This window comes from Pseudoalteromonas sp. ATL1 (assembly GCF_058933015.1).
Genome location: NZ_JBZYXL010000002.1, coordinates 1,145,065 through 1,170,501 on the forward strand (window position 1 = coordinate 1,145,065; position 25,437 = coordinate 1,170,501).

At 41.9% G+C, this 25,437-nt stretch carries 23 protein-coding genes; 18 read left to right on the forward strand and 5 right to left on the reverse strand.

Annotation, left to right across the window (positions count from 1 at the left end):
* The first annotated feature begins 381 nt into the window (after positions 1-381).
* Genes AC5FX4_RS22955 through AC5FX4_RS22965 form a run of 3 tightly spaced genes read left to right on the forward strand, consistent with a single transcriptional unit; the run spans position 382 to position 5,742 of the window.
* Positions 382-2,238, forward strand: coding sequence for a flavin monoamine oxidase family protein (locus AC5FX4_RS22955; RefSeq protein ID WP_493608737.1), 1,857 nt, complete (start codon positions 382-384; stop codon positions 2,236-2,238).
* Complete coding sequence (locus AC5FX4_RS22960) at positions 2,225-3,967, forward strand: thiamine pyrophosphate-binding protein (RefSeq protein ID WP_493608738.1); 1,743 nt, start codon at positions 2,225-2,227, stop codon at positions 3,965-3,967. The genes AC5FX4_RS22955 and AC5FX4_RS22960 overlap by 14 nt, the downstream gene beginning before the upstream one ends.
* A gap of 14 nt (positions 3,968-3,981) precedes the next feature.
* The gene (locus AC5FX4_RS22965; protein WP_493608739.1) at positions 3,982-5,742 is read left to right on the forward strand and encodes an FAD-binding oxidoreductase; all 1,761 of its coding nucleotides are present in this window, start codon (positions 3,982-3,984) and stop codon (positions 5,740-5,742) included.
* Between the two features lie 179 nt (positions 5,743-5,921).
* Here the strand turns inward: AC5FX4_RS22965 and AC5FX4_RS22970 are convergent, their stop codons facing one another.
* Complete coding sequence (locus AC5FX4_RS22970; protein ID WP_493608740.1) at positions 5,922-6,299, reverse strand: hypothetical protein; 378 nt, start codon at positions 6,297-6,299, stop codon at positions 5,922-5,924.
* A 182-nt stretch (positions 6,300-6,481) separates the two neighbouring features.
* Between AC5FX4_RS22970 and AC5FX4_RS22975 the strand changes: the two genes are divergently transcribed.
* Complete coding sequence (locus tag AC5FX4_RS22975) at positions 6,482-7,099, forward strand: acyl carrier protein phosphodiesterase (RefSeq protein WP_493608741.1); 618 nt, start codon at positions 6,482-6,484, stop codon at positions 7,097-7,099.
* A gap of 336 nt (positions 7,100-7,435) precedes the next feature.
* On the opposite strand, the gene AC5FX4_RS22980 is transcribed toward AC5FX4_RS22975, so the two are convergent.
* Positions 7,436-7,762 carry a hypothetical protein gene (locus AC5FX4_RS22980; protein WP_493608742.1) on the reverse strand — a complete coding sequence of 109 codons (327 nt, stop codon included), beginning with the start codon at positions 7,760-7,762 and terminating at the stop codon, positions 7,436-7,438.
* A 180-nt stretch (positions 7,763-7,942) separates the two neighbouring features.
* Here AC5FX4_RS22980 and AC5FX4_RS22985 point away from each other — a divergent pair, with 180 nt between their 5' ends.
* From AC5FX4_RS22985 to AC5FX4_RS22995, 3 genes are all read left to right on the forward strand, one after another.
* Entirely contained in the window at positions 7,943-8,569 is a 627-nt protein-coding gene (locus tag AC5FX4_RS22985) for a hypothetical protein (RefSeq protein ID WP_493608743.1), read from the forward strand.
* A gap of 436 nt (positions 8,570-9,005) precedes the next feature.
* Complete coding sequence (locus AC5FX4_RS22990) at positions 9,006-9,755, forward strand: hypothetical protein (RefSeq protein WP_493608744.1); 750 nt, start codon at positions 9,006-9,008, stop codon at positions 9,753-9,755.
* 204 nt (positions 9,756-9,959) lie between these two features.
* Positions 9,960-10,499, forward strand: coding sequence for a hypothetical protein (locus AC5FX4_RS22995; protein ID WP_493608745.1), 540 nt, complete (start codon positions 9,960-9,962; stop codon positions 10,497-10,499).
* Positions 10,500-10,605: 106 nt separating this feature from the next.
* Here AC5FX4_RS22995 and AC5FX4_RS23000 read toward each other — a convergent pair whose 3' ends face one another.
* Entirely contained in the window at positions 10,606-11,808 is a 1,203-nt protein-coding gene (locus AC5FX4_RS23000; RefSeq protein ID WP_493605020.1) for an IS256 family transposase, read from the reverse strand.
* Between the two features lie 190 nt (positions 11,809-11,998).
* Between AC5FX4_RS23000 and AC5FX4_RS23005 the strand changes: the two genes are divergently transcribed.
* Both AC5FX4_RS23005 and rsgA read left to right on the forward strand, forming a co-directional pair.
* Positions 11,999-13,120 (forward strand): alpha/beta hydrolase, encoded by a 1,122-nt coding sequence (locus AC5FX4_RS23005; protein ID WP_493608746.1) that lies wholly within the window; start codon positions 11,999-12,001, stop codon positions 13,118-13,120.
* A gap of 409 nt (positions 13,121-13,529) precedes the next feature.
* Positions 13,530-14,570, forward strand: a complete 1,041-nt coding sequence (gene rsgA / locus AC5FX4_RS23010) for a ribosome small subunit-dependent GTPase A (RefSeq protein WP_493608747.1) — start codon at positions 13,530-13,532, stop codon at positions 14,568-14,570.
* A gap of 53 nt (positions 14,571-14,623) precedes the next feature.
* Here rsgA and AC5FX4_RS23015 read toward each other — a convergent pair whose 3' ends face one another.
* Complete coding sequence (locus AC5FX4_RS23015) at positions 14,624-15,940, reverse strand: hypothetical protein (protein ID WP_493608748.1); 1,317 nt, start codon at positions 15,938-15,940, stop codon at positions 14,624-14,626.
* A 166-nt stretch (positions 15,941-16,106) separates the two neighbouring features.
* Here AC5FX4_RS23015 and AC5FX4_RS23020 point away from each other — a divergent pair, with 166 nt between their 5' ends.
* The 6 genes from AC5FX4_RS23020 (at position 16,107) to AC5FX4_RS23045 (ending at position 20,348) form a co-directional block, all read left to right on the forward strand.
* Positions 16,107-16,556, forward strand: coding sequence for a nuclear transport factor 2 family protein (locus AC5FX4_RS23020; protein WP_493608749.1), 450 nt, complete (start codon positions 16,107-16,109; stop codon positions 16,554-16,556).
* 161 nt (positions 16,557-16,717) lie between these two features.
* The gene (locus tag AC5FX4_RS23025) at positions 16,718-17,926 is read left to right on the forward strand and encodes a serine hydrolase domain-containing protein (RefSeq protein WP_493608750.1); all 1,209 of its coding nucleotides are present in this window, start codon (positions 16,718-16,720) and stop codon (positions 17,924-17,926) included.
* Positions 17,927-18,208: 282 nt separating this feature from the next.
* The gene (locus AC5FX4_RS23030) at positions 18,209-18,883 is read left to right on the forward strand and encodes a hypothetical protein (RefSeq protein WP_493608751.1); all 675 of its coding nucleotides are present in this window, start codon (positions 18,209-18,211) and stop codon (positions 18,881-18,883) included.
* Between the two features lie 3 nt (positions 18,884-18,886).
* Positions 18,887-19,519 carry a hypothetical protein gene (locus AC5FX4_RS23035; RefSeq protein WP_493608752.1) on the forward strand — a complete coding sequence of 211 codons (633 nt, stop codon included), beginning with the start codon at positions 18,887-18,889 and terminating at the stop codon, positions 19,517-19,519.
* Positions 19,520-19,541: 22 nt separating this feature from the next.
* Positions 19,542-19,856 carry a hypothetical protein gene (locus tag AC5FX4_RS23040; protein WP_493608753.1) on the forward strand — a complete coding sequence of 105 codons (315 nt, stop codon included), beginning with the start codon at positions 19,542-19,544 and terminating at the stop codon, positions 19,854-19,856.
* A gap of 69 nt (positions 19,857-19,925) precedes the next feature.
* Positions 19,926-20,348, forward strand: coding sequence for a DUF2513 domain-containing protein (locus tag AC5FX4_RS23045; RefSeq protein WP_493608754.1), 423 nt, complete (start codon positions 19,926-19,928; stop codon positions 20,346-20,348).
* A 247-nt stretch (positions 20,349-20,595) separates the two neighbouring features.
* Here the strand turns inward: AC5FX4_RS23045 and AC5FX4_RS23050 are convergent, their stop codons facing one another.
* Entirely contained in the window at positions 20,596-21,774 is a 1,179-nt protein-coding gene (locus AC5FX4_RS23050; protein WP_493608755.1) for a hypothetical protein, read from the reverse strand.
* 297 nt (positions 21,775-22,071) lie between these two features.
* On the opposite strand from AC5FX4_RS23050, the gene AC5FX4_RS23055 reads away from it, so the two are divergent.
* The 3 genes from AC5FX4_RS23055 to AC5FX4_RS23065 all read left to right on the forward strand — a co-directional run bounded on the left by AC5FX4_RS23055 (position 22,072) and on the right by AC5FX4_RS23065 (position 25,293).
* A complete protein-coding gene (locus AC5FX4_RS23055; RefSeq protein ID WP_493608756.1) occupies positions 22,072-22,371 on the forward strand; it encodes a hypothetical protein in 300 nt (99 codons plus the stop codon).
* A 69-nt stretch (positions 22,372-22,440) separates the two neighbouring features.
* Entirely contained in the window at positions 22,441-22,878 is a 438-nt protein-coding gene (locus AC5FX4_RS23060) for a hypothetical protein (protein WP_493608757.1), read from the forward strand.
* Between the two features lie 81 nt (positions 22,879-22,959).
* The gene (locus tag AC5FX4_RS23065; RefSeq protein ID WP_493608758.1) at positions 22,960-25,293 is read left to right on the forward strand and encodes an efflux RND transporter permease subunit; all 2,334 of its coding nucleotides are present in this window, start codon (positions 22,960-22,962) and stop codon (positions 25,291-25,293) included.
* Positions 25,294-25,437 lie beyond the last annotated feature (144 nt).

Below are 25,437 nucleotides of genomic sequence, written 5' to 3' on the forward strand. Positions count from 1 at the left end.
AAGCAAATAATAGCAGAAAACAGCAAAAATTTGAATCTTAACTTTCTTTAAACTGTTGATGGAGAGTATTTTCTTTGAACATTAAAGTGCCTGCAGTATCTATAAATAAACACGCTATCATGGCGTGCATTTCTTCATTTTTTTACATCTGCTGAAATAAGCCACTTTTTCTTTTTTCGACCCTTATAGCAGTGCCGATTGGGTTATCTCTAGAAGTTATTTGTATCGAGTTTGGCTGTGCTTTTTTGCTTAGAATGGTCTTGCTCGTCGTGCTCACCATATTCATGTAATGTGCCGTAATCCTTTGTAACTTGGTGTAATAGATAAAACTCTGGCCCTGAAATATGCTTTTTAGAGCAATAGCTTAAAGGAGCATGCAAAATGAATAATGAATTAGATATTGCCATTGTCGGTGGTGGTGTATCGGGTGTATATAGTGCCTGGCGTTTACAAAAAGAATATGCAAGTACACAAAAAATATCGCTATTTGAGTATAGCAACCGTATTGGGGGCCGGTTATACAGCCGAAAATTACCGGGCTTACCAAACGTTGTTGCAGAGCTTGGCGGTATGCGATTTATCCCCGATGAACACATTATGGTGAGCACCCTAGTTGGTGAACTTGGGCTTAAGCTTAAAGATTTTCCAATGGGCTCTAAGTTACCTTTATACCCTTCTGACAAAGCAAGCTCTGTTGAGGCTGGAAGCGAGAACAATTTATTTTATCTGCGTGGCCAGTATTTTAGATATCGTGATTTTGCCGAGTGTCCAGACAAAATTCCCTACAACCTAGAAGAAACTGAGCGTGGCTATGGCCCGGAAGACTTGCAAGTTAAGGTCATGAACTTAATTTGCCCGGGGTTTGCTGATATGTCTTTGTCTGAGCAAATGAAGGTCAAAGTGTTTGGCAAAGAAATTTGGAAATTTGGCTTTTGGAATCTATTAGAGCATGTGCTGAGTAACGAAGCCTACCTGTTTATGAAAGAAGCAGGTGGTTACGATGCTAACGTGGCCAATGCCAGTGCTGTCACTCAATTACCAGCGACTGAATATAGCGATGCTACGGTGTTTAAAACGCTAAAGGATGGTTTTCAAGCGTTACCGCTTAAATTATGTGAAGAGTTTGAAGCGGCCAACGGCAGCGTTAATATGCTAAAGCGCCTTGTTAAAATAGAAATCCATGAAGGTTGTACACACCGTTACGAGTTAATTTTCCAACCCATGATGGAAACAGCCAGTGGCCAAGTGGTCGATGCAGATGAACCAACTCAACGTGTAAAAGCAAAACAGATCATTCTTGCAATGCCACGGCACTCACTAGAATTGATTGAGTCAACGTTTTTTGACGACCCTTGGTTGAAAGAAAATATCCCATCGGTCTTGATCCAAAAAGCGATCAAAATGTTTATGGCATACGAGCAACCCTGGTGGCGCAGCCTGGGACTGGTGGCAGGTCGCTCAGTAACCGATTTACCTATTCGCCAGACTTACTATATGGGCACCGAATGTGACCAATACGAATGCGCTGAGTCTAAAGAAGATAAAAAAGACGAGGATAAATGTGAGTCGCCAATTATGTACGGCCAGCCAAATACCAATTCTTTGTTAATGGCGTCATACAACGATATTGGTACCATCCCCTACTGGAAAGGGCTGGAAAAGGGCGAGCATTACCCGGGTTTTGTACCCGCTTACGGCTGTGAAGGTTTTGGCAGTAACGAAATTGTGCCTAAAAACCAATATCAGATCACAACAGGTATGGTTGAAGCGGCACACCGTCAAATTCAGGCTTTACATAATCAAAAAGCATTGCCTATGCCTTACTCCGCGATTTACCAGGAATGGGGCGACGACCCGTACGGCGGCGGCTGGCACGAATGGAAAGCCAACTATCGTTTGGATGAAATCATGTGCAAGATGCGTCACCCAGTAGAGAGCGAGCAAATTTATATTGTTGGTGAGGCGTATTCGTATGAGCAAGGCTGGGTTGAAGGGGCGCTTAATACTGCGGAATCGACATTGGCGCAGTTTTTTGATCTGCCTACTCCAAAATGGTTAACCAAAGACAAGGCACAATATGATGAGTGGTTAAAAACTCACCACAACTACCTCCCCGTGGATTGTACTAACGGATGTAGCCCAAGCACAGTTCAAAATGAACAACCCAATGCTAACTCAAAAACGCTCGATGAGGTCACGGAATTTGCTTATCAGGGGATCAATCATGAGTACAAATAATTACACGGTTGCATATCATTTGCTGCGTCGCTTAAAGCAGTTTGGGCTTGATAAAGTATTTCAAGTACCGGGAGATTATGTTCAAGAGTTTATGACCACCTTGGACAACTTTGATGGTATAGACGCCATTGGTGATGTGACTGAGCTTGGCGCTGGGTATGCGGCGGAAGGATATGCCAGATACAAAGGCATTGGAGCTGTGTCTGTGCAATATGGCGTGGGCACATTTAGTGTGTTAAACGCCATTGCGGGCGCCTATGTAGAGCGTAATCCCGTCGTTGTTATCTCTGCGAGCCCTTCGGCTGCAAACCGTGTGGACATTGAAGAAACAGGCGTCTTGTTTCATCACTCTACTGGGGATTACAGTGCCGATAAAAAGATCTTTGAAAACGTGACAGTTGCTAGTGAGATACTGGCAGATCCGCGATCAGCCCCCGCGATTATTGATAATGCACTGCAATTGGCGATGAGCGAAAAAAGGCCCATCTACTTAGAAGCATGGCAAAACGTATGGGGGGCTGAGTGTCCTGAGCCTGAAGGTGATTTAGTAATTCCACTTTTGCCCGCTAATGCAGCAATGATGGCGTCATTGTTAGATCAAGTCATCAGCCGACTCATAAATGCAACAAGCCCAGTTGTTTTACTGGGTATTGAGCTAGCTAGACTCGGTCTGCAGGAAAAGATTGTTACGCTTTTGAGCAAACTTAATATACCTTACACCACGACGACGCTGGCAAAATCGGTCATTAGTGAAACTCAAGGTGTTGGAAAAGAGCTATTTGTAGGTACCTACGCGGGCGAGGCATCTTGGCAGGATACGTTTAATTTTGTGAGTGAAAGCGATTGTATTTTAGCGCTGGGTGCTATTTTCACCGACGACTATCTCACCATGCTAAAAACACAAGGTAATGACTTAGTTAGAGTGAATATGAGTGTCGCTCGAGTGGGTGAGAGTGAGCAACTTAGCGGCATTAATCTGGCACAGTTTGTTGATGAATTGAACCATTACCTTGATTGTCATCCGCTACAACTAAACTGCCAGCTTCCGACTATTCGTAATCTGTATTTAACCGAGAATGTCGATAGCAACGCAAAAATAACCTATGACAACTTTTTCTGTGTTTATCAAAAACAATTACAAAACAGCGAAACGGTTCGTGATTATAACTTGGTCTTGGGCGAAAGTTCGTCGTTGTACATGGCTGCGCGTTTAATTGGCTTAGCAGAAAACCGCTTTGTGAGTGATGCGGCTTGGGGGTCTTTGGGTCACGAAACAGGTTGCTCATTGGGCACTGGACTTGCTGATGATAAGCGTAGCGTGGTGGTTGCTGGTGACGGGGGTTTTATGATGATGTGTCAAACTCTCTCGTCCATTCGTCACTATGGTCTTAATACCGTGGTGTTTGTGATGAACAATGCGGTGTACGCCATCGAGCAATCGTTTGTTGATATTTGTGCGTTCACCCCTGCGGCTGATTTTGCACCCTTCGATAAACTTCATCATTGGAACTATAAGCCATTGGCAAATGCGTATGGCGTCAATTACTTGAATGTAGAAAAAGTCAGTGACTTGGACTACGTTTTTTCTGTGATAACGCAAAACTCAAAATCACCTTACTTAGTAGAAGTAAAAATAGCTGAAAAAGATCTTGCCCCTGCTATACAGGATTTAGCGCAAGCGATCACGGGTACTAAGGTGAGCGACTGCAAATGCCAAAAGAACATGTGAACAAGGATATGATTATGACTGAACAATGTAACAAACCCATTCCAGAGTGCCAGTTGGAAGAAGCGCAAAAGCGCATTGCACATTACTGGCAAACAACGCAAAACTACATCACGGCGCTTGAAAAAAAGCACAGCTTTGAAGCCGACCAACTACTGACTTTGCTGCCAAGCGGCGATACAAGTATGGAGCGCTTTAACAACTATCAAATTAACGCGTTAATTTTTAACACGCGCTTACAGTTTTCACCGTCGGTCATTGTGATGTGTAAACATACCGATGATGTTATGAATGCGTACAAAGAAGCAATTGAACATAATTTACCAATTCGGGTGCGCTCGGGTGGTCATGATCATGAAGGCGAGTGTACGGGAACCGATGTGGTCTTGCTCGACTTAAGTGGGTTGAAAGACTTTTCGATTAAAAAAGGCACGGATGGCTATATTGCGCATATCGGCTCTGGTTATCGTTTTTACCAGCTTGTTCCTAAACTTGCCAAACCCGATGACAAGAGTATTCCGCCTTTGACCATCCCACATGGTACCTGTGCCACGGTTGGTTTAGCTGGGTACATTCAAGGTGGGGGCTGGGGACCATGGACGAGAGTACACGGCATGTGTTGCGAATCGCTTGTTGGCGCAACCGTGATTTTGCAGGATGGTTCAAAAGTGAATGTGTCGGAAACTGAGCACAGTGAAATACTTTGGGCACTGCGTGGTGGTGGTGCATTAAGCTATGGCATTGTTACTGAATTTAGAGTGAAAGCGTTTGAGCTACCCGAAGAAATCCATCGCTTTGAAATTCACTGGAATAACCATACAGGTGACTCCACAGATCTGAAAACATGGGAGTTGTTGACGCAATGGGAAAATGCCATTAATGACCCAAGTACGGAACAATTGGTTGGCACGAATCTTAAAATTAACGCCATTGCGGATAAATCAGTAGTCTGTGAAAAGGACTTAGAACACCCAAGCACTATGTATGGCTACTGGCAGGGCACAGAATGTGAACTGCTCAGCTTTGGTAAAAAGTACTTTCCAACATCAAAAATATTGGTAACGGGTAAAGATACCAAAGACAACTACAGTGCGGCATTGATGTCTGACTGGTCACGAAATACGTTGGCTAATTTACCGGTTGCCGGTGTTAAACAAGGCTTGGTTGCAAATGCTAATGGTACGCCATTTACGCCGGATTTCGACGCGCCAGCACCGCATAAAATTACTTCAAAAGTTGTACGAGAAAGTGGTCTAACTGAGCAAGGTAAAAGGCAGTTGTTGCGCTCGTTAACCTCGTCTTTGTTGTTTGATGAAAACGCGCCGCTAGGTTTATTTAGCTATGTGACATTAGGTGCTATTGCCGGTCAATTTTACGCCAATGACTCTAGTGTTGGTGCCTTACGTCGGGTTGCATTCCCGTATTCTAAAGCGCAGTACACCATCCAATATCAGACTTGGTGGAATACCGAGTTGAAGTACGACGGGCAAGGTGACAGCAAAATGTTGGGCCAAGAGAACCCAGTATACCGCTTTGTGAATAGAGCGCTTGATTGGATTGAAGTCAGCCGTGATACCTCTATTGAAGGTGCCTATGGTGCTTTTATCAGCTTTAAAGATGCATCCATTCCCACTAAAACTTATTTCCAAGATAGTTATGAGGAACTGATCAGAATAAAAGAGAAGTACTCAGGCTTTGAAGTGCCGCTGCCTTGCAGTGGTGGAAAGGGGGTTTACATTAACTTCAACCGTTTAAGAACGCGTAAAACGATTATTTAAAAATCTTTTTAGCTTGAACTGTCAGATAAGCTGCTGAATAGTCGCTAGTCTGACAGTTCTTCTGGTCATGAATAACTATACGGGTGATGTAGGGTACGGCAAAAGACAAAATCCTAAGACCGCCAAAAATTGGTTGAGGTTGATGTACTAGGTAAAAGTAAGCCTCTGTTTCGCTTCACTCAATTTCCTGCGGCAATTTTTAACCTGTCGTTTTCACTGGTTAGTACTCCTTTTCGGCATTGCTCTAGTGCCAGGCGATTCATCCTTTCAACTGCCTGAGCGGTTGAACGTTGAAATCCAAGTAAACCAAGTGCAGCAGAAGCAGAGTCACTCATGTTGATTGCATGAGCGTCTCGTACTGTCAACAAAAGTGCATTGGTAAGCTCAGCATCACAGACATTTTCCAGCTTTTTCATTGAGGCGTCTGTGGCATCCCAATTCCGTAATTTAACACTAGACAGGCCCTTAGGCCACAAAACCCTGTTATCGTCTTTTTGAATTTCTCCTTTGTCCACTAAACCATCAATGGCCTGATCGGTAATCAGCTCTTTGTTCATCACTGCTGGTGACGCCTTCAGCTTAACCAACCCCCCTTTGACGTAGGCTGGAATAGGTCGCGCAGCGCCGTCATCCGACAAAAATGATGAGTTTACTTAGAAACAATCTGACTTACCGTGTAGAGTATTTTAGATGAACTTAGGGTTTGGTCAGAATCCCATCAAATTTAACGGTAGCCACTTTGAATTATTTAGCACATCTGTACTTAGCACAGCCCAATGCCGATTCTCATTTTGGAAATCTGCTTGGCGATTTTGGCGGAACACGACAGATAAAAAATTTGCCAATCACAGTGAGAAAGGCATTGGATAATCATTATCTAGTCGATAAATTTACAGATAACCATACAGCAATTAAAGACGCTAAGCGGTATTTTTCTCCTCAACGTAAACGATTCGCAAGTATTGCCATTGATGTGGTATTTGATCACTTTCTAATTCAGCATTGGGCGCAGTTTAATCACCAACCATTAGCTGACTTTAAGCAAAACAGTTATCATCTTTTGAATAAGCGTATTCCTGATATGCCTTGTAGAATGCAACAAGTTATCAGTAATATGACCCAAAAAGATTGGTTTAAAGAGTATGAAACCATAACTGGTATAGGCGTAGCACTTGACAATATTGCAAAGCGTATCCGCTTTACTAATAATTTCTCTGGCGCAATTGAGGATATTCAGTGCCACTACAACGAATTGGAAATGCTGTTTTTAGAGTTCTTTCCACAACTAATTGATCATGTAAATCAAAATGCGATTGAGGGCAGCAAGGTAAGAAGCATTGTTAGACACACTGATTAAGTGATACGTAGCGCCCATGTTGTCGATGAATGTTACATTCAAGTTCCGTTATTGGTTCATCACAGCCGGAAACATAAATAAATTTAGTGGATTACTTCAGCTAATTGCTATAAATAGACCATCAAGGCGTGACTCTGACATATTGTTGGGTGGCGCCTACGGCTTAACCAACCTACCCTTTGACGTAGGTCGGAATAAGGCGCGCAGCGCCGCTATCCGATTTACCACGTTAATGCTTCCCGAAACATAAGTATGTTGTACTAGTTCTTAACGTCAAACATCAGCGGCTGCAAAAAACAGAGCGAGGAGCATGCGGCGCTTGTGTGCATGTGATTGTTAGCTTGTTTTGATAATGAAGATCACTGTGAAATACGGCGGTCTATTTTCACCGCCATGATTGTGATTACCTTCACCTTTTATTCCATGACTATGATTAAACCACACACCATTATTATCATCCCCATGAGAGTACGCGATTCTGTTTGAATTTACAGATGTAGCTGCTCCACCATGACTATGTGCCTCTTGCCCCTGAATATTGTTTTTGCCACCTTTTTGCTGTGTTTTGTTAAGATGACGAACCCCCATTAGAAACCTTCCCTCTAAATTTGGAGTGCTGTTTGTTCCATCACACACCTTCCATCCTTTTGGAACTTTTTTCATTGTCTAATTAAGCAAAGCTAGTACACATAAAATCACCCAGCCGATATTCTCCACAAAAACAAATGAATCAAATAGTTATGCTTTTACTTTCCTCAAAATATATAAGGTGCTTTCTGGTTTTTATTTGGGTACCATTCTGTACCTTAAAAAGGAGCAAAAATAATACCCTAGGAGTGATGAATGAAGCACTTTTTGCTGGGCGCTGCTGCATTTATTTTTCTGAACGCGTGCTCAAACAGCACAGGCACATCGACCAAATCCCCGTTTACTTCTCCACCACCAGTAAAACAAGTTGCAGTGACAGAAATGGTTTTTGGTAAACACATCTCAGATCCTTACCGTTGGATGTCAAAAGCAGCTGAGAAAACAGACGCAGCACTTACGAGTCTTGCGGGATATGATGCGTTATATCAGGAGCTGTTATCGCAAAGCTTTGTTGGAGATACAATAAAAACGCTGATCCGCCACGGTGGTAAAGTGTTTCACCTAACCAAAAAAGAGCATGATGAAGTTGCTAAGTTGTATGTTAATGAGGGAGGACGTGATCGCGAATTAATAAATCTACTCAATTTCAAATTAAAGAGTGATGATAACGCGGCAATACATAATTTCAGCCTGTCGCCTCAGGGTAAAACGCTCGCTTTTCATATCGGACAAAATGGTAACGAAATAGGAAAAATGCACTTTTTGGATGTACAAACGGTCAACTCCTTGATCATCAATTACCCAATGTTTGGGATGAGTTTTTTGTTGATTGGGTTGATGAAGAGAATTTTCATTTGTGCTCAACCGCTCTGGCCATCGTGATTTTCAACCACATTAAATGGTCAGTGTTTCAAGCTTAAGGATGACTCTGAAAGTGCTCATTCAGAGTCATCATCGCGCTAATTTGAGCAAAGTGACTCCTAAAAGCGTATAACATGTGTACTGCGCTTGTTTTTTGGCCCAGCGCAGTAAGCATGAGGCTTACCATTTTACCCCCCAATTTAAAACGGGTTAGGTGAGTTGCAAACTACCTAATTGAATGTCTTTAATCACTCGGGTTAAGTCTATGCGTTGCAGACCCCCTCGCTTCTTGTCGTAATAGTTATTGAAAAAGAAAATCAAAATAAATCAGAATCTTGGTGCACGTTTTGCTTGGTTTATGTGCTTGCAACGTGGAAGGAATCTTAATACCTCATGTAAGCAACCTAAATTGCGGTAGGGAACTACCCATTCATTTTTTACTAAGGAGTAGAGCAAAATGAAAAAACAATTAACCTCGAGCGCTTTTATCATCGCTTGTGCGCTAAGTGGTGTAGCACACGCTAGCGATATCGACCCTCAACTACAAGCGAAGCTAGATGAAGCCAACTATTTATATGAGTCTGGCCATTATCAAGAAGCATTGAATGTGGTTCACTGGCTGGATAAGAAAGGGGTGGCAATTGATTATGACTTTTATCCAGTGCGTTTAGGCACGCTTTTGCCGTTCTGGAAAAGATTAGCCGCAGCGTATGAGCCAGCGCGCACGAGTTACAATTCAAAGTTAAAAGTCACCACGTTTGAGACGATTAATAACCCGCAAAATTGCACCAGTTATGACGATACGCACGTAATGCTAGAGATTAACGGTAGCTATGATGCGTTTATTACTTTGCTTGAAAATAAAGAAGCTGATTATCCTCAGGTGTGGCAGCGTTGTTGGGATCAAGCCAGCACTTTAGCGGCGGTGGAACACGCTTCAAAACCTTTGATAGAGTCATATCTAGGCGACTTATCTGATCACTTTGACGCTTACTTTGTACCGCAAATTGATGGCTTGTATATGCAATGTTCAGAGTATGACGGGGATGAAAGAACGCTTTGTCAGGACAGCGTCAAAGACTATCTTATGAGTATATCACTGCCGTACCAAGATGCGGCCATGCGCCATTACGGTCTTTCGGAGGCTGGGAGCATAGGCGGTTCAACCTTAAAACTACTTTTAAAATGGCAAAATCTAGAACTGTAATTTTATGAACTAGGTAGTGCCAAGGCGCAGGGAAACAATCCTCCTGCGCCTTTCGTTTCAAAATCAATGCTTCTAATAACAATTTACTGTTTAACGTGTCGCTTGATGCGCAATTACGTTGTGCTTGAATAGGCATTCTCACGCTTAAGTTTTTTACCCGCAGGTCGATAAATTCAATGAATTAATCTATTCCAAGGACCGAGCATGGATATTCAAATACACAACGATAAACTTTCCATAAATGTGCAAACATCATCAAAAGCGCAGCAATCACAAAGGCTGAGCCAACAAGCGAGCCATTCACAGATAGAGAATGACCAAGCGCAAGAACAGCAGCCGCAGTTTGTGCTTTCCAAAGAACTGGATGAAGAAGCCGCAAAATACAAAGAAGACAATGCCGTATTTAAAGAGCAATATGAAAACCTAGAAAAGGCAATGGATCTCATTCAAGCGCAAATTCAAAAGCTTCAGGCGCTCATCAACAAGTTAATGCAGTCTCGCGAGCAACGTTTTTTGAAAATTGAGCCACAACCTGAGCAACAGCCTGCTGAAGACGGCGTCACCGTTGAACACCTAGGCAGCAAAAAATATCGCGATAATTCAAAAATTGATGAGATAGAGGTGCTTGAAAAGCAGCTTGCAGAGTTACAACAAAAAGAAGCGGAAACACGGGTTTTAATGATAAAAACGATACTCGAGGAGCGAGAGCGTTTAGAAGAGCTAAAACGAAAGAATAGAAAGTAGCATGTGAAATATACTGACTGCTCGCAAACAAGTCTTGGTGGCTTCAATAAAACAACTGTGAATGTTGATTGGAGGGCGTTCAGAATTCTGTGTCAGCTAATTTTGGCTAGATATCTAAGACATCATCCAAGCGCCCATCAAAATGAATCGCCAGTTGAGACAATGTCATATTCCAGTTTTGAATTGGCATTGTCCATTTCTTAGAAGCATTCAATATCCCAGCATACAGTAGCTTAAGCAAGCTGTTTTCGTTTGGGAAGCCACCTTTCGTCTTGGTCAGTTTACGGAACTGGCGATGTACAGCCTCAATAGCGTTCGTGGTATAGATGGCCTTGCGAACGTACTCTGGATACTTAAAATAAACGGACAGGTTTGCCCACTTGTTTCGCCAAGAACGGAGCACTATCGGGTAATGTTGACCCCATTTGGACTCTAAACGCTCAAGTTCCATCTCTGCTGCTTCTTTGCTCACAGCGCGGTAAACTGGTTTTAGATCAGCCATGAACTCCTTTTGATGTTTGGAAGCGACGTACTTCATAGAGTTGCGGATCTGATGAATAACGCATTGCTGAACTTCTGTATTTGGGTAAATAGTTGCAATAGCTTCAGGGAAGCCTGTCAGGCCATCCACGCAGGCTATCAGGATATCTTCAACGCCACGGTTATGCAGATCCGTTAGTACAGATAGCCAGTAGTTCGCGCCTTCTGACTCGGATAGATACAGACCAAGCAGCTCCTTCTTGCCTTCGACGTTTAAGCCTAAGATAGTGTACACCGCTTTGCTGACATAGCGGCCATCTTCCTTAATTTTGTAGTGGATAGCATCAAGCCAGACGAACGGATAGAGCGCATCTAATGGTCGTTGCTGCCATTCTTTCAATTCGGGTATCAAACAGTCGGTAACGCCTGTGATGGTAGCCTCAGAAACGTCAATACCATACATATCTTCAACATGGCCGCGGATATCACGATAGCTCATGCCAAGCGAAAACATGGATAAGATCTTGCGGTCGATCTCATCAGTTAACTTAGTCTGGTTTTTCTTAACTAGCTTTGGCTCAAATGAGCCTGCACGGTCACGCGGGGTATCCAGTTCGAAAGTGCCCACTGAAGACTTAACGGTTTTCTTACTAGAACCATTTTTACGGTTAGGCTGCTCGTCATCTACAAGGTGCTGTTCCAGCTCTGCTTTTAAGGCAGCTTCGGTGATCTGTTTGATAAGAGGGGTTAAGAAGCCATCTTTGCCTGTCAGATCTTGCCCTGACTGAAGGGCTTTAATGGCTTGTTCTAAATCGAAGTCTTTGGTCATGTGTCATTCCTGTTTTCTTAATGATACTGAAATGACACAGATTTCTAAACACTACCGTTGATTGTGGTGAAAGGTTAGAGGTTTTTTGTCTATTTCAATTATTGGTGGAATTATGACAAAACATAATGCAAGCTATTCTTTTAAAAACAAAAATAAAGCGGCAAACCGCTAAGCATTATAAGAGGGTTTTGTGAAAAATTTTATCATTATTTTTTTAATTAGCATGTCTTTTGCTTCCAATGCATTAGAGTCAGTTTTAAACATTCAGTCAAAAGCACTTGGCGAGTCGATAGAAGTTAAAGTTTATAAACCAAGTTCTTACAATGACGTGACTCAAAAAAAGTATCCTGTGATTTATGTTTTAGATGGCCCTCAGCATGCAAGCCATACTGCTGCTAATGCCGCCTTTCTGACTTCAACCGATGCCATGCCAGAAATCATTGTTGTGGCAATATCCAATGTGAATCGATATAAGTTTTTCACGCCAACATCGGTAAAACATACTGGGCGAGAATCAGGCAAAGCTGAGCGTTATGTGCAATTTTTAAAATCTGAACTTATGCCACAAATAGACCAAAACTTTAGAGTGTCTGGTTTCAACATGATAGCGGGACATTCATTAGGGGGCTTATTGGCCGCCTATGTATTACAGTCAGAGCCAAATTTATTTGGTGCGTATTACATGTTTAGTCCATCCATGTGGTGGGATAACGAAGCGTTAATTAGCCAAATGGATGCAAAGCCAAATACCAAAGTGCCTTTTGTGTATGTCAGTATTGCCAATGAGCAGGGCAAACAAAGAACCGCTTATGCACATTATAAAGACAAACTTTCAGTGCTTTATCCAAGCGCCATTTATCAAGAGTTTCCCAATGAAGACCATATGACCACACCTTTGATGTCACAAATAAGCGCATTTCGTGCACAATTTTCTGGCTGGTTACTCGCATTCGACGATGTCGTTAAAAATCCGCAGGTGTTTATCTCGCATTACCAGCAGCTAAATAATCAATACGGTACAAACGTGCAGGGGAAAGAGTGGGAAATAGGCCAACCAACACAACATATTATTAATGAATTAAAGGACATAGATAAAGCGTTAATCGCAAGCGATGTGCATTATAAGATGTTTCCTCAATCGCAATGGGCGTATAAATCAAAAGCCGATGCACTGGCATTAAAAGGCGATACGTCCAGTGCGATTTCATACATGCAAAAAGCGGTAAAAATAGCTGAGGAACGAAATGACCAATACCTTGATTTACTGCAATCGGCACTGGAAACGCTGAAAACTGAAAACACAAGGTATTGAGGGTATCGTATTACTCGAAGAGCCTGAATATGTTGGCATAAATGCAGCGCTATTCAACGGTTAAAAGTTGTTGCACGATGGCGCTGCCAAAAATGCGCTGGTTAGATTCAAATGAAGCCAGACGATATGGGCTATAAAACATTGTAAATACAGTTTTTATTTCAAGAGAGGCTTGTAGTCTGCCAGCAAATGTGTAGTATTTAGCCGATAACGAAATAATAGAAAGTAGGAGAATTTGATGATTGTATTACCAACCCACCCGGCAGTGAGTCAACGCTAGGTTTAAATAAACTTCTCAACCTTAATTTGTCAATTCTGCCCGGTGTTGTCTAAACACGGGGTTAATGTGTCCCATTATCCCTATTGATCCTCCATTGTGTGCGTGTCACACAGACGAAGGGATATTTCAATGAATCAAAGTTATTCATTACGCCAATTAGGTTGGCAACCATTTTTTCAACAACAACTGTCTTTAGAAGAATATGAACATACTGTGTGTGGTCGAGTTATGGCGCATCATCGCAGTGAGTATAGTGTGCAGCTAGAAACACACAGCATTGTGCTGCACATTACGCAAAATTTACCGAATATGGTCGTCGGGGATTGGGTCTTACTTAGTAAAGACTTTCAGTTTATAAGGCTATTGGAGAGAAAGTCTTTATTTGCGAGAAAAAGCGCGGGATCTGTACTTAAACAACAAATGATTGCGGCCAATGTCGATACGCTGTTTATTGTGATGTCTTTAAATCAAGATTTTAACTTAAACCGTTTGGAGCGATATTTGACGCTTGCCCACGATGCGGATGTTGAACCCGTGGTGGTACTGAGCAAGCGTGATCTTTGCGATGATGTAGAAAGCAAAGTAGCGCAAGTACAAGCGCTAGACCCATTACTGATGGTCGTTGCGTTAAATGGCTTACAGACGCAAGCAGCTCAGCTACTTGCGCCTTGGTGTGGCTGTGGCAAAACAGTGTCGTTTATGGGCTCTTCAGGCGTGGGCAAGTCAACGCTTATCAATCGCTTGCTAGGAGAAGAAGTCAGTCAAACCAATGTCATACGTGAAGACGATGACAAAGGTAAGCACACCACAACCGCACGCTGTTTGTATATCAGCGCGCAAAATGGAGCGGTGATGGATACCCCAGGTATGCGTGAACTGCAATTGGCAGGGAGTGAGCAAAGCTTACAAACCACGTTCGCAGACATTGAAATGCTTGCACAGCACTGTCGATTTAAAGACTGCCATCATCAAGCTGAACCCGGTTGTGCTGTTCATCAAGCGGTGGAAGATGGGCAACTAGACGCTCGCCGCCTTGTTAACTATCAAAAGTTGTTAAGAGAACAAGCGCATAACAACGCCAGCTTAAAAGAGCAACGAGATAAAGACAAACAGTTTGGTCGATTCGTGAAACAAGCCCTCAAAGAAAGGAAACAACATAAAGGGCGTTAGTTAATAACAAAGCCGGATAGTGCGCTATCCGGCTTTTTGATATCTAAAGGGCGTTAGAAATCATTTACATCAACTTGTAAGTAGGCGCCGCCATCAAATAATCCGTCGGCCATATTCTTTTCGTAAGAGGCACCACTAAATTTGTTTAATAAGTCGATATAATTCCCTGTTACGTTGTAGTCATATATACCAAATCCAAGGCGGATAGATGTTTCGTCCATAGCGTTATTGTTTAAAACGTTACCAAACTCAAAGTCAGGGATTGTACCTTTGGCTTCAGAGTTTATCTTCCACTCTACTTTGCCATACGTATAGTCATAATATTCAATGCTATAACGCACCAGATCTGCATCTGGTACTGCATTGGTGTAATTAAAAGACATTGCGTTAGTGTTTTGCGAGTTGAATGCACTCAAAAAGCTATTTGAAAATTCATAACCTATGTCAAAACTTGGCAAAAGTTGCATTTGACCGAAATGGCCGTTCTCATCGATGTTTTTATATGCCACTGAATATACAGAAAGCACGCCTTCACCAATTGGGGTGTCTTCATAGGTGCTAATTGCTGCTCTATGTGTGCTTACCAGTGATGGGAATATGTATAGCTCAGTATTGTCGTTATCAACTCTTTGATCTAAAACAGCTTGGTTATTTGCTGCCCCTCTCATTCTCAAGTGGTACACACGAGGGTCAATATGAGAATAATCAACCTTAACGCCTTGATGTGTGAAATCTGATTCAGATAAAAAAAGTGTGCCTGATGAAACATCGAACTTAGATGCTCTGACATCACCCGAATTTGGGTTTTTCAGAGTCAGGTATGCGTCTGGATCTTGGCTACACATCTCTAACGTATGGTAGGCATTATCGAGCTCAATAGGGAAGTAATTTACGCCCTCTAATACGTAACCATTGGTCGTATTAGTAAGCGCTGAAATGTCAATTTGCACGGGGTATTTACACGGACATGAGCTCTCGTAGTCAACAAATGCAATCTCATTGAGCTCAAGGCCACTCGCTACATCCAAATAGGTGTTTAATTTGGTTAATGTTGTGTCCGTCTCATGTTTGCCAGAAGTAATGACAGAGATATGTTGTGTACCTTGTGGCAGGGCAACATCAATTGTACCGTCACTATTGGTCTTTGCTGTGCTGACAACTTTACCGTTTGCGTCATGAAATATGACGTCTGCAACTATGGCAGATGATTCTCCACATGCATTTACAAAATTGGTCACTGTTTTAAATTTAGGGATTGAATTTATACTACCGCCACCATTCCCCTGACTAGAGCTACTGCCATTACCGCCGCCACATGCAGATAAAGTAGCCATTAGCGCAAGAGATAAGAGTGTTTTTTTTGAGTTCATTTTTGTCATCCATAATGTAATTGGTGCGAATTTTACACTAAAATAGGAACAATATGTATTCTTGTGTGAGAGCAAAACGCGAAAACAGTGAAAGAAAATACCTGATAGACAGGTCTAGTGCCTAAATGGTAACTATCTCTCAATTGAATAGGATTTTGATTTGCACATGTTAAAAGCACTTTTGTGTAGCACAGTACTTTTGAGTACGGCTGCGTTCGGTAATGATAACGATGATCGGGCTAACATAACTCGCGCGGCACTCGATTACATTGAGTCGCAACATCAAGTGAACAGAGCAATGATGGATGGCGCATTGCACCCTAAACTAGCCAAGCGAACTTTTTGGCATGATAAGCAAGGTCATGAATTTGTGATGGAAACATCCAAAGGAATCATGCTTGAGGTGGCAGAAAGTTATAATAAAAGCGGTGATAAATTCCCTGCAAAGCCAACCAAAAAAGTGGAAATTTTGGCCCTCGATGGTCGTATTGCGATGGTTAAGCTCACAGCCGACGAGTGGCTTGATTATATGCAGCTTATCAAAAATGATGCTGGGCAGTGGCAGATAATCAACGTGGTATGGCAATACCATGATTTGAATCGTCATAAATACTAATCGCTCATGAATTCAAATGGATATAAAGCGAATACGCGTTTTTCAGTCACCTTGCAAACTAGGCATTAATCATGGATTTAGGTACACTGCTGAGCACACTTTTGGCCTAAAATGACTAACTCATAGGCTTGATATTAGCTCTTTCGCCATGGATGGATTGTGTGAATATAAAACGCTTTTTTAAGTCACTCTTCGTTTGCTGTTTATTTTCATCTCACCTTGTGTTGGCTGCTAACCATGCGGATCATCAAACTTTTTATCAACAAATTTATCAGCCAATGTTAGATGACCTGATATCTGAACATATCCCTGGTGCGGTACTTTTAGTTGAGTCTAAACATGGTCGCTTTAAAGGCAGTGCGGGCTTTAAAGATTTAGCAAAAAAGCAACCAATGACAACTGATATCGTGATCCCCAATGGCAGCGCTGGGAAAAAGCTTACCGCATTAATAACGACAATGTTGGCGAGTGAGGGCGTGGTTGATCTTGATAAACCGATCTCAGCTTATTTAGACAAAGCATTACTCAACCAAATTCAGTATTCAAACAACATGACGCTAAGGCAACTGCTTAACCACACCAGTGGCATTTTTGAATACAACGATGCTGAAAACTACGCTTTTTTTAAGGCGCAATTTGCTCGAGCGAGTGAAGTCACAACCGATATGTTTCCGTTAAGTTTTGCATTAAACCAACCTGCAACGTTTAAGCCCGGTGAAGGGCATGCTTATTCTAACTCGGGTTACGCCTTGGTCGGGGTTATTCTAGAACGAGTATTAAAGGCGCATCCCGCAACCGCCATTCGGCAGAAAATACTGTCCCCACTTGGTATGACTTCAAGTTACTCAAAAGGGATTGAAGCCCATAAACCCGCGCTTGCATCGGGCTTTTTTATTAATGATGAAGAGCCTAACTTTCCGGCGCCGATGAATGTGTGGGTTGATATGAAAGACATTATCGGCACCACCGCAACGTCCGACGCACCATTGGCATCTAATGTCGATGATATGGCCAAACTCTTACGCGCAATCGTGCGTACAAACGAGGTTGTTAGCGAAGCGGTCAGAGAGCAAATGATAGGTGACAAGTATTTGGTTGAATCATGGGGGCCACGTTTTTACGAAGGTTCTGACTTCTCATACGGACTCGGTGTATGGGTCGAACAAATCAATAGCAAAAAGTTCTACCATCACGGCGGCACTGAGTTTGGTTACTTTACGCAAAATATTTATATTCCAGAAGGAGATGTTAGCATTACCGCCTTTGCAAACTGCGGCGTAAATTCACAATGCGAAGATGCATTTCAAGCGTTTACTTTGGCAGTGTTGGAGTCGTTTTTGAAAATTAAACAACATGCAGAAGCGCTTTAAACGCATTTGCGCAGGTTGTAAAGGGGGTTTACGTCAAAAGAACAGTGAGTGGTGGGTTTGTGTTTTGCATGTTAAAAAGCACAACTTGGCCCAAAGAAGTTTTTTCCGCATTTGCCTATGGAGTTAAATGCTTGATATGTCGGATGGCGCTCCGCTTATACCGACCTACCGCTGACTATTCCAATGTTGCCCTTGATTTATTGCCTTAACTGCCTTGTTATTACTCAATGCTGGTCTAGTCTATATTGCATTAATGAATATTTAGGTTATGCAATTATATAAATGTTAAGGCAGATATTCGTAGATAGCGATATAGATTCGCTTCTTAACACGGCTTGCACGGGTAAATATGCGATTAAAGACAGGTATCTAATAAGTCAGCTTGCTTATGTACCTTTGTCGCTCACTGAGCACAATTTATTAAAGCTCCATCAATTAATGAACGACAAGGGCGAAATTTATCGTAGATGGGTTTTCCCAGCAGCATATAGTCGCAACAAAAAAGACCGTATTATCGAAGTGCCAGAAGTGTTTTGTCAGTCGCTTGAGCAATATTTTCATTGGTACGAAAAGCAAGAATTACCAGCTAAGTACAAGCATAACTTAAGCACTCACAGGGGCTTTAGTGAGTATGCGCCAGCGCTATTAAATGATCGGCTTTGTGAGTTTGCAATGAGCAAACGAACAGTTAAAAGCGGCATTAATAAGCAGCCGACAAACCTAAGAAGCAAAGTGAATTCGTTACTTAAAAAAGCTGGATTAGACTGGGCTACGGCTAAAACCTTTGAAGATTCCTTGATTATTCACTTAGCAAAGGACGTTGATCATGGTGTGGTGGCTGATTTGTTTGGCTACGCATCAAGGCAGGTTGTAACAGATAAGTACAATGGTAATTTATTGCAGCTATCGGACGCTATCAATAACGTGTACTCAAGAATTAAAGTAACAGGATATTGACAAATGTTTCTCTTGAAAAATACACAAATTTTTATTGTATGTATTAGTTTGGTTATTATAGGAGCAATTTTTGAACCGTTGATAAGTCAGCCCATTTTTAGCCTAATAAGTTTACTTTCAGGTATTGGAGGAATAGTAGGAGGTGTATGTGCCTTGTTTGCTTTTTTTCAATGGCGGGAGCAAGTTCACCACGGGAAAAAACTTGATGTTTTAGAGGCGCTGGAAAAAGTTCATTTAACTGGCACAAGCCTTGATATGGCCGTATGTTCAATGTATTTGGATATGATGAACTTCGCGGAAAATGAGGATGTGGATGTTAAAAATCAATTTAAAGAAAGCTATAAATTGTCGTATAGAAGATATCTAAAGGGTGTTGATAAAATTAACTTACTACATGCAGAACTCTTAGTTAAATCAAGGTTGCTTAAAGTAATTAATCAGGACCATAAGGTACATATTTTAATGACAAACGTAATATCAGTAGGCAAAGAAATAACTCTTGCGAAGATTCCAGAATCTCTCCAGACAGGTGATGAGGCAAAGGAAATCGTTGGTTTCATATTTCATCACTTTGGAAATAATAACAATAAAGTATGTTCTGAATACAGGAATTACCTGCATAATTCATTGAAATAAACGTTTACTATAAGGATTAACGATGTACAAGTTTTATAATGTTGAAATAGGTTTAAGCGGAACTGGGTATACAACAACATCATTTAAACAAGAATTGTTTTTTGGGCATGAGGCCACTGCACTTGTAAGAAAGCTCTGGCTAGGTATTCAGGCCGATGGCGACCAAAAAAGCTATATCAAAGTTATCGGGCAAGACGGTTATGTTGAATGGTCTTGCACATCGATAAACAACCCAGATATAGATGATGTTAAATTGCCAACACCATTTGATCCTGATAACACAATGAGCAAAACAAAAGCACAAGAGGCTTTAACAGAAGAGGTTGCTGTTCAATGATGGGAAGAGCATGAGGCGCTATCGAACAGGCTACGATAGCTAATTAGCAACTAGATTGGAATAAAGAATATGAAAGTAGATTTAGATTATATAAAAGAAACTCTTGCTTATTTTATTGAGTCTGAAAAGCCATATGTTTCGTTACCTGAATTGGTAGCAAGTGTGGGGAATAGGTGTTTAGACGAAAGTTTTATTTTCCATTACTCACTTTTAGTTGAGAACAACTTGGTAAGTCGGTGGGATCTAGAAACTGGTTCTATATCTTTTATGGGTATCCAACGTCATGAACATGGGCCAAGTTGTGCGAATATTGAAGTTAGATTAACCCAGAATGGCCATGACTTTTCCTACGCATTAAACAAGCAAGAGGTTTTTGATAAGCTAAAAAGTGAGTTTAAAGACGCACCGTTTAAAGCTATTTTTGAGGGGAGCCAAAAGTTATTGCAGCATTTTGCCAAAAAGAAGCTCGACAACATTCTGAAAGAAGATTGAATGGTCAATAACTGCATTGGAATAAAGTGTCCAACGTTGGACACCGCTAAAAATAAGATAAGAATTGGAATAACCATAATCGGCGAAAACTATTTCCAACGCGCGGCGTATATCTTTTCATACTGTAAGCTGTAAAGGTGCTTTACATGCTGTATTTGCGTTTTTAAACAATACACAGCCAAAACAAACCCAGCTTTGATGCTGGGTTTGTTCTTCCAATTTCAAACATTTAATCCTAAATCATTATTTAGAAATAATACTCAAGCGTGACTGAGCCATAGTCGTCGTTGCGAATGCCGTACAGTGGCATGGTGATGTCGTCGGTGGTAAATAGGCGTACATCCAAAGTAAGTTTCCATGACTCGCCAAGGCGGCGGCTGCCTTCGATAAACGCGGTGCGTGAACTAGACTCGGTTAAATCTTGAGTGTAACCCAGTAGTAGCTCAGAGCTTTGTACATCGTTTAAGGCAAATCGAGCGCCCACAAAGATATCGTCTTGCAATAATGAAGAAGAGAGCTCATTACGAGAGTCGCGGTTGTACTCCATAAGGAGCCCCAAATCTGTCGCGCCCCAAAAACCGACCATAGTGTATTCAAAGCCGGCACTCAATGCGCCAAAGTCACCGATTGAGTCATCACGATGGATGGCTTCTACTTTCCATAACCAGTCACCAATGGTGGCTTGTACATCGATGCCAAACTGTTGCATTTGATCATATAAAGCGATGGCATTTGGCTGACGAACATCGGCTTGAAGGGCTTTTAGCACCATATGCGGATCGCGATTAGTGCCTTTAAACCAACTCAAACCCACATCAAACACATCAATTGAGTTGTTATATCTTAGGGCATAGTCAAAATGATCTTGTTTGTCGCTGCTTTCATACAATGCGTCGTCTGTATCAACGACTAAAAGACCTCTCAGTCGGCCATCAACACCGGGGAAAGTGCGTTCACGAAAGCCGGGAAGTACAAACGCACTGAGTACACCCCAATCTCTTAAAATGGTACCTTGCAACATGGGTTGACCGAGTTTTTCCTCGCCATCAATCGATTCAACTAAATCGGTTTGGTTGATGATATCAACAAGGTGATTTGATTCGGTGACACCCCAAAATACCTTACCGATACCTGCGCGGAATTCCCATTCATCGCCCACATGCAACCATAAAGCTTCGCGAATATCGAGGTGGGTACGCTCGTCGTCTAAATCGTCGTAGCGTGCAAATAGTTTGAACGTGAAGCTGTTATATCGGTCTTCATCGCTCCAATACAGCTCTGGCTCGGCGAGTACTGAGCTTTGAAGTTTATCATCATCGGTAAATAAACGGCTTTGTACACCCACTTTACCCGATAGTTCCGTCGCTTGCGCTAGGCTCGGGAGCACGAACAGCGAGCATAGGCAAATCTTTTTTAACGTATTCATATGTGTATGTTACATCCTTGAAGTCGTTTAGCTATTAGCCTGTTCACGTTTTGAAAATGCCACTGACATATCCATAAGTTTGTTGAGTGAGTTCTAAAACTTGTGCCAGATGTTTTTTAACGTGATGTAAAACGCAACGAGATCTTTGCACCTTTTTTTGGTTGAGTCAATTACCTCAATGGTTATAAAGAGTTACGAACATATTAGCGAAGCGGATCATCATAAAAATGCACATACTAATAATTTGCTATGCCATCATATGACTAGTTCACAAGAGATGATAAGGATATCAGTACATTGGATAATAACGCTAAAGTAAATACTCGGTTCATTCATAGAGCTGCAATATCTAATTGCTATAAACACGTCGCAAGTTATCAATTCAATGGTGCGCAAACGCGCGTGATACATCGCAATGGCGAACCAAATGTGCTTTATGCTGTGGTGGGCAAACGACCACACGCATTACAGGAAATCGCTATTCGAGATGTGCACAAAAACACAATGAAGCGCATAAAGCATTGCGCTATCTCATTGGATTTATTCCAACTTTGCAAGTTCGACTTTGGTATGACGAGGTGTCAGTCGGCACGATAGTAGTATTTACAAGCAACTGATGACTAATGTAACATTTAATAAGTAACTAAAAATTTAAGGAAAGGTTACATGGATATTAACAATAAATATGAGACGATCGGTACTCATAACCTTGTTCGTATGGAGCATACAGCATTACTGATAGTTATGGCTGGGCTCGCAGCGCTCAATTACGAAAGCATCAACTGGTACTTATTTAACGCATTATTTTGGGGCATTGACCTCTTCGGCTTTTACCCTGGCATGATGTATTACAAGTACGTGAATAAAAATGTGCCTAAAATATTTTATGTCATTTATAACACTTCACACAGCTACCTAACTTGGATCGTGTTCACTGTAGCTTGGGTTTACTTTTACGGCTTTGACTATGTGTTGTTGGCCCCATGGATACACTTAATGGCCGACAGAGGCATTTTTGGCAACACCATGCGCCCTTTTCATGTCGCATTCAATGTCGAAAAAAATGAACACTTTAAAAAATTCGAAAATGCACTTTATAAGTAATTAGTTCAATTAATTATTTGTGTCGCTGTATTTTTTAACTTTGAAATCGCAAGGTAACATTCTAAATGGAGTAGAGTAACAATGCGCGACTTTATACTGAAAAGTGGGGTCCATCGGCCCTTTTTAACACTGCTAGTCAGCTTGGTGTTTATTATTGCTGCTAGCTGGGGAGCCGGCTATTTAACGTTTAAAAGTGATAGCCGGGTTTTTTTTAGAGAAGACAATCCTCAGCTACAAGCATTCGACCAAATGGAAGCTGTTTATTCTCAAAGCGATAATGTCGCGTTTTTGATAGTACCAAAAAACGCAGATGTTTTTACCAAAGAGAATCTTTCGCTAATTTACGATTTGACCGAACAAGCTTGGCAAACGCCTTATTCAAGTCGAGTTGACTCTATTACCAATTATCAGCATACCTTTGCAACGGGCGATGACCTTATTGTAGAAGACTTGGTGCTTGACCCAGAAGCACTTGATAAACAACGCATGGAAGAAATTCGCCACATTGCGGTGAATGAGCCGTTACTGGCTAAGCGCTTAATTTCGACTCAAGGTCATGTGAGTTTAGTGAATGTTACAGTGCAAATGCCGGGCACAAATGCCGAGCAGGAGCTGACGGATGTGAGCACGTTTGTGCGTCAAATTCGCGATGACTTACTTGCAAAGTACCCTGATGTTGAGATCCATTTAACCGGTTTGGTGATGATGGATGTGGCTTTTGCTGAAGCGGCGCTAGAAGACAATAACACCTTAGTACCCCTTATGTTTGTGGTGGTGATGATTGCGATAGGCATACTTCTACGCACTATCACTGGAACCATCTCTACGCTATTAATCGCGATAGTGGCGATTGTGGTGACTCTAGGCGTAACAGGGTGGATGGGTGTTTATTTAACTCCGCCATCAGCTGCTGCGCCTATCATGATCTTAACGGTTGTGGTGGCAGATTGCGTGCATATTTTGGCGAATATGTTCCACGAAATGCGCAAAGGCTTTGATAAACGACAAGCTATCTACAACAGCTTAGATCACAACTTGAAGCCAATCTTTTTAACTAGCGCAACCACAGCATTAGGCTTTTTGAGCATGAACTTCTCGGATGTACCGCCATTTCAAGATTTAGGTAATATGGTGGCATTTGGGGTGATGATGGCTTTCCTATTCTCAGTTACTTTATTCCCCGCATTACTTGCCGTGCTTCCTATCAAACCATTTAAAGAAGATGCTAAAGAGCACTCTGATTTTATGGCTAGCGTCAGTCACTTTGTGGTTAAGAATTACCGAATTCTGTTACCGGGTACCTTATTTGTGATGCTAGTGATGCTGTTATTGATCCCACGTAACGAACTGAATGATAGATATGTGGAGTTTTTTGACGAGTCAGTACCGTTTAGAATGGCAACCGAGTTAATGGGTAATGAACTGAGCGGTGTAGATACTATCGAGTTTTCTATTGAAACGGGCACTGCAAATGGTATTAACGACCCGAAAGTGATCGCGGCAATTGACCATTTTAGCGAGTGGTTAAGAACGCTGCCAGAAGTCGACCACGTCAACACGCTTAGCGACATTTTCAAGCGTTTGAATAAGAATATGCATGGTGATGATCCAACATGGTACAAATTACCAGACGACAAAGAACTAGCGGCACAATATCTTCTGTTATATGAAATGTCACTGCCAGTAGGCTTGGATCTCAATAACCAAATTAATGTTGATAAGTCAGCGACGCGTGTTGTAGCTACGCTGAAAAACATGCCAACGTATGAACTACTTGAGTTAGAAGCGCTAACAACGGCTTGGTTTGCGTCAAACTATCCTGAGTTGAAGTTAGAAGCGGCGAGTATTTCATTGATGTTTGCGCATATCAGCAAGAAGAACATCAATAGTATGTTGCTAGGATCGGTGCTGGCATTGATGCTGATTTCGCCTATCTTAGGCATTGTGATGGGGTCATTTAAATATGGCGCAATTAGCTTATTACCAAACTTAGTGCCTGCGGGTATTGCATTTGGCATTTGGGCGCTGCTGTCCGCTGAAGTTGGCCTAGGCTTGTCGGTGGTTATTGGTATGACACTAGGTATTGTGGTTGATGATACTGTGCACTTTATGAGTAAGTACCTCACGGCACGCAGAGAGAAAAACATGACACCGGAACAAGCGGTTCATTACACTTTCCAAAGTGTGGGGCCTGCACTGTGGTTTACAACCCTGATTTTAGTGGCTGGTTTCTTGATTATGGCTTTATCGACCTATCGCGTAAACGCAGACATGGGAATAATGACAGCAATTACCATCACCATTGCTTTGGTGGTTGATTTCTTATTGCTTCCTTCATTATTGATAGCCGCAGATAAGATCAGGAAAGACCCACAGCCAGTGGAAGAAAATAACAACGTCGTTGCGCAAAATTAAGGAGAAGCGAACATGTTAAAAATACTATCTCGAGCCCTCGTTGCTACCCTGCTCTTGAGTGGGCAAGCGTACAGCGCACAAAGCGAAGATGTCGCCGCGCAAGAAAGAGGCTTAACGATTGCTAAAAAGGCCAAAGAGTTAGAC

Bases quoted from the DNA above. Each gene is read 5' to 3' on its own strand.
- AC5FX4_RS22955 (WP_493608737.1), top strand. From the start codon at position 382: ATGAATAATGAATTAGATATTGCCATTGTCGGTGGTGGTGTATCGGGT.
- AC5FX4_RS22960 (WP_493608738.1), top strand. From the start codon at position 2,225: ATGAGTACAAATAATTACACGGTTGCATATCATTTGCTGCGTCGCTTA.
- AC5FX4_RS22965 (WP_493608739.1), top strand. From the start codon at position 3,982: ATGACTGAACAATGTAACAAACCCATTCCAGAGTGCCAGTTGGAAGAA.
- AC5FX4_RS22970 (WP_493608740.1), bottom strand. From the start codon at position 6,299: ATGAACAAAGAGCTGATTACCGATCAGGCCATTGATGGTTTAGTGGAC.
- AC5FX4_RS22980 (WP_493608742.1), bottom strand. From the start codon at position 7,762: ATGAAAAAAGTTCCAAAAGGATGGAAGGTGTGTGATGGAACAAACAGC.
- AC5FX4_RS22985 (WP_493608743.1), top strand. From the start codon at position 7,943: ATGAAGCACTTTTTGCTGGGCGCTGCTGCATTTATTTTTCTGAACGCG.
- AC5FX4_RS22990 (WP_493608744.1), top strand. From the start codon at position 9,006: ATGAAAAAACAATTAACCTCGAGCGCTTTTATCATCGCTTGTGCGCTA.
- AC5FX4_RS22995 (WP_493608745.1), top strand. From the start codon at position 9,960: ATGGATATTCAAATACACAACGATAAACTTTCCATAAATGTGCAAACA.
- AC5FX4_RS23000 (WP_493605020.1), bottom strand. From the start codon at position 11,808: ATGACCAAAGACTTCGATTTAGAACAAGCCATTAAAGCCCTTCAGTCA.
- rsgA (WP_493608747.1), top strand. From the start codon at position 13,530: ATGAATCAAAGTTATTCATTACGCCAATTAGGTTGGCAACCATTTTTT.
- AC5FX4_RS23015 (WP_493608748.1), bottom strand. From the start codon at position 15,940: ATGAACTCAAAAAAAACACTCTTATCTCTTGCGCTAATGGCTACTTTA.
- AC5FX4_RS23020 (WP_493608749.1), top strand. From the start codon at position 16,107: ATGTTAAAAGCACTTTTGTGTAGCACAGTACTTTTGAGTACGGCTGCG.
- AC5FX4_RS23030 (WP_493608751.1), top strand. From the start codon at position 18,209: ATGTTAAGGCAGATATTCGTAGATAGCGATATAGATTCGCTTCTTAAC.
- AC5FX4_RS23035 (WP_493608752.1), top strand. From the start codon at position 18,887: ATGTTTCTCTTGAAAAATACACAAATTTTTATTGTATGTATTAGTTTG.
- AC5FX4_RS23040 (WP_493608753.1), top strand. From the start codon at position 19,542: ATGTACAAGTTTTATAATGTTGAAATAGGTTTAAGCGGAACTGGGTAT.
- AC5FX4_RS23045 (WP_493608754.1), top strand. From the start codon at position 19,926: ATGAAAGTAGATTTAGATTATATAAAAGAAACTCTTGCTTATTTTATT.
- AC5FX4_RS23050 (WP_493608755.1), bottom strand. From the start codon at position 21,774: ATGAATACGTTAAAAAAGATTTGCCTATGCTCGCTGTTCGTGCTCCCG.
- AC5FX4_RS23060 (WP_493608757.1), top strand. From the start codon at position 22,441: ATGGATATTAACAATAAATATGAGACGATCGGTACTCATAACCTTGTT.
- AC5FX4_RS23065 (WP_493608758.1), top strand. From the start codon at position 22,960: ATGCGCGACTTTATACTGAAAAGTGGGGTCCATCGGCCCTTTTTAACA.